Source organism: Brachybacterium sp. AOP29-B2-41 (assembly GCF_052378395.1).
Taxonomy (GTDB): domain Bacteria; phylum Actinomycetota; class Actinomycetes; order Actinomycetales; family Dermabacteraceae; genus Brachybacterium.
On the sequence record NZ_JBQSXR010000027.1, the window covers coordinates 24,442 to 36,405 of the forward strand.

7 protein-coding genes and 4 pseudogenes are annotated in these 11,964 nt (G+C 67.8%); 8 read left to right on the forward strand and 3 right to left on the reverse strand.

Annotated elements, in window-relative coordinates; genetic code table 11:
- Window positions 1-316: 316 nt before the first annotated feature.
- The 4 genes from ACT3T9_RS17390 (at window position 317) to ACT3T9_RS17405 (ending at window position 4,861) form a co-directional block, all read left to right on the forward strand.
- The gene (locus tag ACT3T9_RS17390; protein WP_444599110.1) at window positions 317-1,555 is read left to right on the forward strand and encodes an ABC transporter substrate-binding protein; all 1,239 of its coding nucleotides are present in this window, start codon (window positions 317-319) and stop codon (window positions 1,553-1,555) included.
- A complete protein-coding gene (locus tag ACT3T9_RS17395) occupies window positions 1,552-2,436 on the forward strand; it encodes a carbohydrate ABC transporter permease (RefSeq protein WP_441445345.1) in 885 nt (294 codons plus the stop codon). The genes ACT3T9_RS17390 and ACT3T9_RS17395 overlap by 4 nt, the downstream gene beginning before the upstream one ends.
- Window positions 2,433-3,365 carry a carbohydrate ABC transporter permease gene (locus tag ACT3T9_RS17400; RefSeq protein WP_441445346.1) on the forward strand — a complete coding sequence of 311 codons (933 nt, stop codon included), beginning with the start codon at window positions 2,433-2,435 and terminating at the stop codon, window positions 3,363-3,365. The genes ACT3T9_RS17395 and ACT3T9_RS17400 overlap by 4 nt, the downstream gene beginning before the upstream one ends.
- Window positions 3,366-3,511: 146 nt before the next feature.
- Window positions 3,512-4,861, forward strand: coding sequence for a serpin family protein (locus ACT3T9_RS17405; RefSeq protein WP_444607156.1), 1,350 nt, complete (start codon window positions 3,512-3,514; stop codon window positions 4,859-4,861).
- A 75-nt stretch (window positions 4,862-4,936) separates the two neighbouring features.
- Here the strand turns inward: ACT3T9_RS17405 and ACT3T9_RS17410 are convergent.
- Window positions 4,937-5,338: pseudogene (locus ACT3T9_RS17410) on the reverse strand (DUF6226 family protein); the annotation flags it as partial.
- A 43-nt stretch (window positions 5,339-5,381) separates the two neighbouring features.
- Window positions 5,382-6,559, reverse strand: a pseudogene (locus ACT3T9_RS17415) (IS3 family transposase).
- A 70-nt stretch (window positions 6,560-6,629) separates the two neighbouring features.
- On the opposite strand from ACT3T9_RS17415, the pseudogene ACT3T9_RS17420 reads away from it, so the two are divergent.
- The 4 genes and pseudogenes from ACT3T9_RS17420 to ACT3T9_RS17435 all read left to right on the forward strand — a co-directional run.
- A pseudogene (locus ACT3T9_RS17420) lies at window positions 6,630-7,469 on the forward strand (ISL3 family transposase); the annotation flags it as partial.
- A 361-nt stretch (window positions 7,470-7,830) separates the two neighbouring features.
- Window positions 7,831-8,900, forward strand: a pseudogene (locus ACT3T9_RS17425) (IS110 family transposase).
- A 204-nt stretch (window positions 8,901-9,104) separates the two neighbouring features.
- A complete protein-coding gene (locus ACT3T9_RS17430; RefSeq protein ID WP_114306374.1) occupies window positions 9,105-9,755 on the forward strand; it encodes a GntR family transcriptional regulator in 651 nt (216 codons plus the stop codon).
- Window positions 9,752-10,987, forward strand: a complete 1,236-nt coding sequence (locus ACT3T9_RS17435; protein WP_051216769.1) for an MFS transporter — start codon at window positions 9,752-9,754, stop codon at window positions 10,985-10,987. The genes ACT3T9_RS17430 and ACT3T9_RS17435 overlap by 4 nt, the downstream gene beginning before the upstream one ends.
- Window positions 10,988-11,081: 94 nt before the next feature.
- Here ACT3T9_RS17435 and ACT3T9_RS17440 read toward each other — a convergent pair whose 3' ends face one another.
- Window positions 11,082-11,864 (reverse strand): acetoin reductase, encoded by a 783-nt coding sequence (locus ACT3T9_RS17440; RefSeq protein ID WP_114306376.1) that lies wholly within the window; start codon window positions 11,862-11,864, stop codon window positions 11,082-11,084.
- Window positions 11,865-11,964 lie beyond the last annotated feature (100 nt).

The window sequence follows — 11,964 nt, forward strand, 5'->3', positions numbered from 1 at the left end:
AGGAGGGCGGCAGTGTGGTGCTTACCGCATCTGCGGGGCCCTGAGCGGGGCTCTTGCGGGGCCCGGGGCAGCGCGCGGTGAGGGGCTCGGCGGGGCTGCGCGGCGCGCCGGATCGCGCCCCCTTCTCAAATCGTGAACGTTCACGGTAGCATCCTTGCCATCCACCGGATCGACGCTATGCTCGGGTGGAATTCACCGACGAATTGTGACAGGGAGAGCGATGACGCCACGTCTTTCACGCCGAGCCGCGTTGGCGGGGGGCGGAGCGGCAGTCGCCGCCGGCCTCGCCGCCTGCGCGCCGCCTAACCCCGGTGAGGTGAATGCAGCACCCACCATTCCGCCCGCGGAGGGCAAGGTGCACCTCTCCTACTGGGCCTGGCTCAAGGACCTGCAAAACGTCTGCGATGTCTTCAACGAGTCGCAGGACCGGATCCAGGTCGACGCCACCTGGATACCCGGGGGCAACACCGGCGGCTACGCGAAGATCCTCTCCGCCATCGCCGCCGGCGGCGGCCCGGACATCGCCCAGGTCGAGCTGCGCCAGATCCCCGAGTTCGCCCTCGCCGGCGCCCTGGTGGATCTCTCCCGCTACGGCTTCGACGAGCAGGAGTCCCTGTTCGATCCAGGAGCCATCAGCCAGGCGAAGGTCGGCGACACCATCTGGGGCGTCCCGCAGGACACCGGCCCCGTGGCCACCTTCTACAACCGCGAGGTGCTCGAGGAGGAGCTGGGCCTTTCCGTCCCCGCCACCTGGGATGAGTTCTACGAGACGGCGGGCATCGTCTCCGAGGCCGGCAAGATGCTGATCAGCCTGGACCCCTCCGACGGCTCCCACCCGATCGCCTGGGTGATGCAGGCCGGCGCGAACTGGTTCCGTCCCGAGGGTGACGGCTGGATCGTCGACATGACCGGCGACGCCTCGATGCGGGTTGCCGAGTACTGGGACCGCATCTTCGCCGAGAAGCTGGTGGGCACCGGATACGGCTCGTTCACGACCCCCTGGTACGCCGCGGCGGCCGACGGGAACGTGCTCGCCTCCATCAGCGGGTCCTGGTCCGATGCGCTGGCCAAGACCATCCCCGGCGGCGAGGGCAAATGGGCCGTGGCGCCCATGCCCACCTGGCCCGACGGCTATGCCTCGGGCGGGCACGGCGGATCGGCCGCAGCGGTCTCCTCCACCAGCGCGCATCCGGCCGAGGCGCTCGAGTTCCTGACCTGGATGTGCACCGACCCCGCCGGGATCGACGCCATGATCGAGCACTCCGGCATCGGCTGGTCCCCGGCGGCCGACTACATCGGGAAGATCCGCCAGCAGCCCGACGACTTCTTCTCCGGACAGAACTACAACGAAGACGTCATCGTCCCGATGGCCGAGGGCCAGAACCTCGAGTGGACCTGGGCACCGCTGATGCAGCGCGTCCAGGCCATCGTCGGGGACGGCATGACCACCGCCGTCACCGGCGAAGTCCCGCTCGCAGACATGTTCGCCGCAGCGCAGACGGAGATCGTCGAGATCATGCGCACCATCGGCCTGAACGCGGAGGAGGCACGATGAGATCGAGAACTGCCCCATGGGTGCTGCTGGCACCCTTCCTGATCCTGTTCATCGGCACCATGATCATCCCGATCATCATGGCGATCGGCTACAGCTTCACCCGGGTCGAGCGCAAGGGCCTGCTGGGCGAGGGCGGTACCGAGAGCGTCTTCGCGGGCCTGGACAACTATCTCGCCGCGCTGACCAACGTCAACTTCATCGAGTCGATCGGGCGCATGATCCTGTTCGGCGTGGTGCAGGTGACCGTGATGATCGTGGCCGCCACGATCCTGGCGCTGCTGCTGGAGAGCGCCTCGGCGAAGTGGCCGGGCTTCTTCCGCGCCACCTACTTCCTGCCCTACGGGATCCCCGGCGTGATCGCCACGATCCTGTGGTCCTTCCTGTACATCCCCGGTCTCTCGCCGATCATCGACGTCCTCGCAGTGGTCGGGATCGACGTCGACTTCCTGGGCCCGAGCATGGTGCTGTGGTCGATCGCGAACATCGTGACCTGGACCTACACCGGCTACAACATGCTGATCATCATCGCGCAGCTGAAGTCGATCCCCGGTGATCTGTACGAGGCCGCGAAGCTCGACGGTGCGAGCTCGTTCCGGGTCGCGATGGCGATCCAGCTGCCGCTGATCCGCCCCGCCCTGATGCTCACGATCATCTTCTCGATCATCGGCACCCTGCAGCTGTTCGCCGAGCCGCGGCTGCTGCAGACGATGAGCGCAGGCATCACCTCGGAGTACACCCCGAACATGTCCGCCTACGCCTTCGCATTCCAGTACAACGACATCGGCATGGCGGCGGCGCAGTCCGTGATCATCGCACTGGCCGCCTTCCTGCTCTCGGCGGTTGCGCTGGGAGTCTCCAACTGGACGGAGAAGCGCTCATGAGCACCGCCGACACCACCACCACGACTCGCCCCGCAGGGCGTCGCAGGGACTCGGCCAAGGACTCCCGCGCCGGTTCTCGTGATGCGGGCCGCAAGCCCACCACCACGATCATCATCACCGCACTGCTGGTGATCGTGGCGCTCTACTTCCTGGTCCCCGTCTACTGGGTGCTGATCAACGCCACCAAGTCCACCGAGGATCTGTTCGGCACCGGCGGCTTCTGGTTCGGCGAGGACTTCCAGTTGCTGGAGAACCTCCGTGCCGTGCTCGACGCCAACGGCGGCATCTTTCCCCGCTGGGGCTTGAACTCGCTGCTCTATGCGGGGGTGGGCTCGGTGCTGGCGACCTACTTCGCCACCGCCGCCGGTTACGCCCTGGCCAAGTACCGCTTCCGGGGCCGGAACTTCGTGTACGCGCTGGTCCTGGGAGGCGTGCTGGTCCCCGGCACCGCCGTCGCCCTGCCGCTGTTCTTCCTGTTCAGCTCGATGGGCATCACCAACACCTACTGGTCGGTGCTGATCCCCTCGCTGGTGAGCCCCTTCGGGCTGTTCCTCGCCTCGATCTACGCGAGCGCCGCGGTGCCCGAGGAGATGCTCGAGGCGGGCCGGATCGACGGGGTGGGGGAGCTGGGCCTGTTCCATCGCCTCGCGCTGCCGCAGCTGACCCCGGCTCTGGTGACCATCCTGCTGTTCCAGTTCGTCGCGATCTGGAACAACTACATGCTCCCGCTGGTGATGCTGGCCGACGAGAAGCTCTACCCGATCACCCTGGGCCTGGACAACTGGCGGGCCCAGACGGACCGGCTGCCGGAGTTCTACCAGCTCACCATCGGTGGCGCCCTGCTCTCGGTGATCCCGTTGGCGATCCTCATCCTGGTGCTGCAGCGCTTCTGGCGCGGCGGCCTCACGGAGGGCTCGGTCAAGGGCTGACCCCTACAGCCTGACCCTTACAGCCTGACCCATGGTCGGGCACCGATGCTCAGGCGCCGGTGCCCGACCAGCGTCATGTGGGGGCGGTGAGGCGCCGGGAGGCGTCGGCCCTTGCCACGGGCGCCTGCGCATCGTTCGATAGAGGCATGCGCACCACCTCTGCCTCCGCACACCCCGAGCTGCGGCGCCCCCAGGTGCGCCGTCGCTCGCTGCTGGCCACCTCGGCGCTGCTGCCGCCTCTCGCCCTGGGCCTGGCCGCGTGCGGAGGGCAGGATGAGGGCGAGGGCCCGGATCTCGCCGCGGAGCTGCCACGGGCCGCGCCGGGCCCGGCGGACGATGCCGGCGGCGTCGCGATTCCCTTCACCGCGAGGATGCTCGGCGCGATCGACCGCGCGGAGGTCAACGCGGTCTGCTCGCCGCTGTCCGCGCAGGTCGCGCTCACGATGGTCGGCATGGGGGCGGCCGGGCAGACCCTCCAGCAGATGGAAGAGGTGCTCGGTGGGAGCATGGAGGTCCTCGCCGAGGGTGCGAACACGCTCTCGCAGCTGCTGGCCACCGTCGGCGACGAGGAGCGGGAGCTCGATGACGACGAGGCGCCCGAGCCGGCCCGTGCCTCGCTCGTGAACGGGACCTGGCTCCAGGAGGGCTTCGAGATCCAGGAGACCTTCCTCGAAGACCTTGCCACCTGGTTCGGCAGCGGGCTCTTCGAGGCGGACTTCACCGACGACGCCGAGCGTGAGCAGGCCCGGGAGGAGATCAACGAGTGGGTCGCCGACTCCACCGACGACCTCATCGAAGAGCTGATCCCCGAGGGCATCCTGGACTCGAACACCCGCCTCGTGCTGGTCAACGCCCTGCACCTGAAGGCCGCTTGGCCCGAGGAGCTCACGAAGGGCGGCGGCACCTTCACCACTGCGGACGGCTCGGAGCTGAGCGCCGAGATGCTCCACGGCAGCACCTCCACCTGGTACGAGGACGAAGTGTGCCGGGCGACCTCTCTGGGCACCTACGGCGAAGACCTCGCGCTCGCGCTCGTGCAGCCCACCGGTGACCTCACCGACGTCCTCGATGCCTGGGCGGAGGCCGCATCCGGGAAGGATTCTGGTCTCGCCGCCCTGCTGAGCGGGCTCGAGGACTCGCAGGCCTCCACCCAGCTGGCCGTCCCCGCCTTCGACATCGGCTGGGAATCCGCGCTCAAGGACACGCTCAAGAGCCTCGGCATGACCGACGCCTTCGGCAAGGAGGCTGACTTCTCGGGCATTACCGGCGCGGTGGACCTGGTGATCGACGAGGTGCTGCAGAAGGCCGTGATCACGATCGACGAGCAGGGGATGGAGGCCGCCGCGGCGACCGCGGTGGTGATGACCGAGACCTCCGCCCAGATCCCTGACCAGGAGCTCGTGCTGGACTCGCCCTTCCTGTTCCTCGCCTATGAGCGCTCCACGCTCGCCCCGCTGGTGGTCGGCTGGATCGGCGATCCCACCGAGACCCGCTGACGGACAGTCCCGAGCTGCAGCGGTGCCGGCGACTAGGCCGTGTTGATCAAGAGGCGGGGCCGGGCGCGGCCAGTGATTCCATCCGACGGGAAGGTCGCGGAGGACGGGCTTGGCGTCTTTGAGGCGCTGGGCAGGAAGATCTTGGGAGCGGGATTTCCCGGAGCTCGCGCCGTCGGGATAGGTGAAGGCGTAATCGACCCAGGGGCGAAGTCCGCGTTCGATCGTCTCTCGGTAGTTGCCGCTGACGGTCGCGAACACTTGCTGCTCGAGTTCATCGGCTTCGGCCTCCCAGTTCGAGTCGCAAGCGTCGCAACCGCAGACTGGGTAGTGGAAGTCGTGCAATAGTCCCGCGTGCATGTAGATCCCCGGATAAGCGGTGAAGACCAACGTCAAGGACGCGCACTTCGGATCATTAGGACGTATCCGCACCGCGCGCACCACATCATGAAACGCGGGACGCAGCAGATCCGCTGCCACCTCAGCACCCGGGCGTGAGGAGCGAACTGGTGACAGGTTCGGTTTAGGCCGCGAGTGTGAGCGGCTCGGTTAGCTTGGCTTCGAACTCGATGGGCGTCAAGCCGCCGAGGGTGTCCTGGGCGCGCTGGCGGTGATACTTCCGCTCGATCCAGACGACGATGGCGAGTCGCAGCTCCTGCCGGGTGGTCCACCGCTGCTGGTTGAGGACGTTGGTCTGCAGCAGTGACCAGAACGACTCCATGGCCGCGTTGTCCCCCGCAGCGCCGACTCTTCCCATCGATCCGACCATGTCGTGGCGGCGCAACTCGCGGGCCATCGCGCGGCTGCGGAACTGGCTGCCCCTGTCGGCGTGCAGGATGCATCCGGCGACCTCACCGCGGCGCGCGACAGCATTTCGGACGGCGTCGACGGCGAGTTTCGCGGTCATCCGATCTGAGATCGAGTACCCGACGATTCGGTTGGAGTACACGTCCTTGATCGCGCAGCAGTAGAGCTTGCCTTCACCCGTCCAATGCTCCGTGATGTCCGTGATCCAGAGCCGGTTCGGGGCATCGGCGCGGAACACGCGCTGGACGTGGTCGTCGAACACGGGCGGCCCGGCCTTCTTCCCCTTCCCGCGTCGCCGGCGTTGCGCGGACGAGAGAATCCCCGCCTGCGAGCACAGCTTCCACGCCGTCCGCCGGCTCATCCGCCACCCCGCTCGGCGGGCCTCGTCGGCGAGGTATCGGTAGCCGAACCTCGGGTCCTCGTGGTGCGCATCATGCAGCGCGTTGATCCGATATGCGCGGAGCAGGTCCGCGTCCCGGACGGGGTCGTTGCGCCACCGGTAGTAGGGCTGGCGGGCGAGCTTGAGAACCCGGCACGACACCGTCACGGGGATCCCCGCGTCGGCGAGCTCAGATACGAGCGGGTACGTCATTTTGGGGAGCCACCAAGCCGCAGGTTCGCCTGCGACAGATACGCCGCCGCACGGCGGAGGACCTCGTTCTCCTGCTCGAGCAACCGGATCCGCTTCTTCAACTCCCGCGCCTCGGCGGCGTCCGCGGCGGTCTGGCCGGGACGGTTACCGTCTTCGACGTCGGCTTGACGGAGCCAGTTCTGCAACGTCGCTTCGCTGATACCGAAGTCGGCGGCGATCTGTTTGATGGTGACGCCGCTCTCACGGTTGCGAGCGACAGCGACGACGTCCTCGCGGAACTCTCTGGGATAGGGGCCGGGCATGATGACATCCTCCCCGTCAGCGCCTCCCGGCACTAACGATCAGTTGTCACCAATCCGTTCCCCACGCCCCCCGTCGCTGGTCGCTCACCGGGGGTCGATCACGAAGCGCACTATCGCCTGGGCTATCGGACAGCTACGAGGCGAGCACGCGACCATCGCTGGGCTCGCCCGTCAGCTCGGAACATCGTGGAAGACCGTGTGGCGCGCCGTCGAGCCCGAACTCGTGTGCCTCGCCGCGGACGAATCCCGGTTCGATGGCGTCACGACGCTCGGTGTCGACGAGCATGTCTGGCATCACGTCGATCCACGCAAGCGCGGTCCGAAGGAACTGACGGGGATGGTCGACCTCACCCGCGACGAGCACGGCCGGGTGCGTGCGCGGCTACTGGATCTCGTACCCGGCCGGTCCGGGAAGGCCTACGCGACTTGGCTCGGTGAGCGCGGCGACGCGTTCCGGAAAAACGTGGAGGTGGCGGCGTTGGATCCCTTCGCCGGATACAAGACCGCGATCAACGACAAGCTGGAAGACGCTGTCGCGGTGCTCGACGCGTTCCATGTCGTGAAACTCGGCACCGCCGCGGTCGACGAGGTCCGCCGCAGAGTGCAACACGACACGCTCGGCCACCGCGGACGCAAGGGAGAGCCGCTCTACGGGATCCAGACCATCCTGCGCGCCGGAGCGGAGAACCTCACCGACAAGCAGCGAGTTAGGCTGGCCGCGGCGATCGAGGCAGATCCTGCGCACGACGAGGTGTTCGTTGCGTGGCAGTGCGCGCAGCAACTGCGATCCGCCTACCACGCGAAGGATCTCGCCGAGGGCCGCCGAATCGCGGAGCGAGTCGCCGAGACATTCCACACCTGCCCGATCCCGGAGATCGCCCGCCTCGGTCGCACCCTGCGCCGGTGGCGGTGAGCGTTCCTCGCGTATTTCGCGACCGGGCGCGCGAACAACGGCGGCACCGAGGCGATCTGTGAGTCTGGCTCTGGCTGATCTGGGATCGGCTGGTCAGGATGGATACCGGTCGTGTCGAACCGGGTGTGACTCTCGAAGCAATTGGCCCGCAGCTTGCGGTGTCTTCCCGTTGAATTGTCCGCTCGGTGCGGCGCAGCCGGCGCCGTCCGGCCCACCTCGGTGACCTCATCAGGAGACTGCCCGACCCTCGGGTCGTGGCCCATCACAGATTCGCCCCGAAGTGACCTCTTCCCGGACCGGCGCCGGCCGTTCAGCGACCGTGACCATGTCCGTCTCGAGGAGAGGAGCGTCGATCGCCATGGCTATCGTCGCGCATGCTCGTCCGTTCGTCATCGGCGTGGACACCCACGCCCGCAACCACGCCGTCTCAATACTCGCTTGCCCGACCGGCGAGATCGTTGATGAGGCCCAGTTTCCAGCCACCGCCGCTGGCCTGTCCCGGGCCGTGACGTGGGCCGGGCGCCGCACCGGCGGTGACGTCACTGTGCTCTGGGTGATCGAGGGCACCGGTACCTACGGTGCTCGTCTGCGCGCAGTAGCCGCGGACAACGGATACACGGTCGTCGAGGCTCCGCGGATGAACGCCCGCGCGAACCGCGCGATCGGCAAGTCTGACCCGCTCGATGCACGCCGTATCGCTGCTGCAGCCCTCCCGCTGCACGAGACGCAGCTGCGCGAACCGCGCGCCGACGATGGGGTCCGCGCGGCAGTCAAGGTGCTGCTCGCCTCCCGCGACCACATGAGCACGAGCGCACCGCGACGATCAACGCGCTTACCGCGCTGCTGCGCGTCGTCGACCTCGGCATCGACGCTCGCCGCCCGCTCACCCAGGCCCAAATCGACGCAACTGCCGCATGGCGGGCCCGCGATGAAGCCCTCGCCACGGCGACCGCACGTGGCGAGGCCACCAGGCTCGACAAACGGGTCGCCGCGCTCGACAAGGAGCTCAAGGACATCACCAAGCGCATCACAGACCTTGTTCGCCAGAGCCCCGCTGGTGGCCTGCTCGACCAGCCCGGCATCGGCCCGGTCACCGCCGCCGTCGCGTTGACGTCCTGGTCGCATCTAGGTCGGATCAGATCCGAGGCTGCGTTCGCCAGCCTCGCCGGCGCCAGCCCGATCCCCGCGTCCTCGGGCAACACCGTGCGGCACCGCATCAACCGCGGAGGTGACCGCCGTCTGAACCGCGCCCTCCACATGGCCATCGTCACTCGCATGCGCATGGACCCAAGAACTCGCGCCTACGTCGAGCGCCGCACTGCTGAAGGACGCACCCTCCGAGAAATTCGTCGCTGCCTGAAGCGATACCTCGCCCGCGAGATCTACCGCCAACTCACCACCGCAGCCCGCGCCCAACTCGCCGCTTGACAAACATAGGAGATTCAACGGAATCATCGAGCTGCACCGGCGCCTCGCCCGCGGCTATCGCAACCGGCACAACTACCGCCTCCGCATGCTCCTCGCCGCCGGCGGCCTCACCCCATGACCCCCACCGAATGTCCGAAGAGCCACTTTGCACCGGGCTGAGATGCAACTAGTATCTATCTTGTTCATCAGCACGGGGACGGGGTCATGGAGCATCAGGAGACGGAGGCATCCGCCGCGGATGCCGCGTACGCGAAGGTCAAGGAGCGGATCCTCGACGGCGATCTCGCCGGCGGGACGATGGTCAGCGAAGGAACGATCGCCGACGAACTCGGGATGAGCCGCACCCCCGTCCGCGAGGCGTTCCTGCGCTTGCAGGTCGAGGGGTGGATGCGGCTGTACCCCAAGCGCGGTGCGCTGATCCGCGATGTGACGCCGGGAGAGCTCGACGACGTCGTCGAGGCGCGCATCCTCATCGAGACCGATGCCGTGCGGCGGCTCGTCCGTGACTCCGAACGGGTGCAGGACGTCGTCGACGAGCTCTCCGACATTCTCGACGAGCAACGCCGCGCGTACGAGGCATCCGACCTCGCGCGGCTCGCCGAGGCAGACACGGCCTTCCACGCCCGGATCGTCGCGGCCGGCGGGAACGCCCTGCTCGCAGAGTTCTTCGCGACGCTGCGCGATCGGCAGAGGCGGATGCTCGCGTGGTCGCTCTGGCGACGCGACGACCGAGCCGAGCAGGTGCTCGACGATCACGGATTGCTCGTCCGCCTCATCGGCGATGGCGAGACCGCGGCGTTCGAGGTGGCACTCGGCCGTCACATCAAGAAGACCCACCGGGAGCTGCTGTCATGAGTGAGATGTCCTCCGAGGGAGCCGCCGCCGGAGAGCGGATCGCGATCGTCCCCTGGATGCGCGTGAGCGCTGCCCTGTTCGCTGTCGCGTGGGGTGGAAACGAGTTCACACCGCTGCTCGTGATGTACCGCCAGATCGACCAGATGAGCGCCTTCAGCGTGAATGTACTGCTCGGGGCATATGTCCTGGGCATCGTGCCCGCGCTCCTTCTCGGCGGCCCGTTGTCCGACCGGTACGGCCGCCGACCGCTGTTCGTCCCCGCCCCGATCATCGCGATTGCGGGCAGCACGCTCCTCGCCGTCGGGGCTTCCTCGATGCCGCTCCTGTTCGCCGGGCGGGTGCTGTCGGGTATCGCGCTGGGGCTCGTGATGGCAGTCGGCACGAGCTGGGTGAAAGAGCTCTCCGAGCCTCCGTTCACGACCCGCGCCGTCGACGGCCGTGGCGCCTCACGCGCTGCACTCGCACTGACGTCCGGGTTCGCGCTGGGCGCCGGATTCGCTGCGGCGCTCGGGCAGTTCGGCCCGATCCCCACCGCGTCGCCCTACCTCCTGCACATCGCTCTCACCCTCGTCGCGCTCGTGCTGCTGTGGGCGGCGCCGGAGAGCCGGCCGCGCCGAGACACCTCTGGGCCGCTCCTCGCCGACCTGCGCATCCCCACCGCGATGCACCGCCGGTTCCTCCTCGTCGTCGTCCCGATGGCGCCGTGGGTCTTCGGCACCGCCGCAAGCGCGTACGCGATCCTGCCGGGCCTCATGATGTCGCAGGCGCCGGGACTGCAGATCGGTGTGTCGGGTCTGCTGTGCGTCGTCGCGCTCGGATGCGGTGTCGCGGTGCAGCGGTTCGCCGCGAAGGTCGACACCCCGCTGTCGGCCCGCGGCATCGGGATCGCGCTGACGGTCACCGTTCCCGCCATGATCCTGGCCGCCGTCGCGGTGAGCCTCAACTCGCTCGCCTGGGCGTTCGTGGCCGCCGCGGCACTCGGCGCGGCCTACGGCATGCTGCTCGTCGGGGGACTGCGCGAGATTCAGCGGATCGCCGGTCCGCGCGATCTTGCCGGACTCACCGCGGTGTACTACTCACTGACGTATCTCGGGTTCTTCATCCCGGCGATCCTCGCCGCGCTCGGCGCGTGGATCCCGTACACGACGATGTTCCTCGCCGGCGCGGTCCTGGCGGCGGTCAGCGTCGGGATCGTCGCGCTCAGCTGGCGCCGGCACCTGCCGGCGGCCTGATGAGGAACCGGCCGGGCGCGGCGTCCTCGCGAAGACTTCGCAAAAAAAGGGGGCGCGGGAAGGACATGTCCTCCCCGCGCCCCCTTCGGATGCATCAGTTGTAGAGCATTCCGCCGTCCACGAGCAGCACCTGGCCGGTCACGTAGTCGGCCTTCTCGCTTGCGAGGAACGACACGACGTTCGCGACGTCTTCGGGCGTCTCGATGCGGCCGAGGGCGATGCTCTCGACGTTCTCCTTGAGGTTCTGGCCCCGCGGCTTGCCGTTGATCTCCGACAGCTTCTCGTCGATGAGGTCCCACATGCCCGTGCCGACGATGCCGGGAGCGTACGCGTTGACGGTGATGCCCTTCGGGGCGAGCTCCTGCGCCGCGACCTGCGTGAGGCCGCGCACGGCGAACTTCGACGCCGAGTACGCGCCGAGGATCGGGAAGCCCTTGATCGACGCGATCGAGGCGGCGGAGATGATCTTGCCCTTCACACCGAGCTCGATGAACTTGTCGGCAGCGGCCTGGATGCCGAAGACCACGCTGTTCACGTTGATGGAGAAGATCTTGTCGAGCTCTTCCGCCGTCACGTCGAGGATCGGCTTGACCTGCGCGATGCCCGCGTTGTTCACGATGACGTCGAACCCGCCGAGCTGCGTGGCGGCTGCGTCCACAGCGGCGACGACGTCTTCCTTCTTCGACACGTCGGCAGCCACGAAGATCGCACGGCGGCCCAGCGCCTCGATCTCCGCGACGACGCCGCGCGACTTCTCCTCCTGGAACGTGAGGTCTGCGACGGCGACGTCGAAGCCGTCCTTCGCGAGCTGGAGCGCGATTCCGCGACCGATTCCCTGACCTGCGCCCGAGACGAGAGCGACCTTGGCAGTGGACATTCCGACTACTCCTTCATGGTTCGATGAAGCGCTGTCGCGCTCCGAGAGAAGGTCGCCCGAAGGCACGTTGCTCGGCGCCGCACGACCCTCGACATCCTAG

Coding starts and splice junctions, on each gene's coding strand:
- ACT3T9_RS17405 (WP_444607156.1), top strand. CDS start 3,512: ATGCGCACCACCTCTGCCTCCGCACACCCCGAGCTGCGGCGCCCCCAG.
- ACT3T9_RS17400 (WP_441445346.1), top strand. CDS start 2,433: ATGAGCACCGCCGACACCACCACCACGACTCGCCCCGCAGGGCGTCGC.
- ACT3T9_RS17435 (WP_051216769.1), top strand. CDS start 9,752: ATGAGTGAGATGTCCTCCGAGGGAGCCGCCGCCGGAGAGCGGATCGCG.
- ACT3T9_RS17440 (WP_114306376.1), bottom strand. CDS start 11,864: ATGTCCACTGCCAAGGTCGCTCTCGTCTCGGGCGCAGGTCAGGGAATC.
- ACT3T9_RS17395 (WP_441445345.1), top strand. CDS start 1,552: ATGAGATCGAGAACTGCCCCATGGGTGCTGCTGGCACCCTTCCTGATC.
- ACT3T9_RS17430 (WP_114306374.1), top strand. CDS start 9,105: ATGGAGCATCAGGAGACGGAGGCATCCGCCGCGGATGCCGCGTACGCG.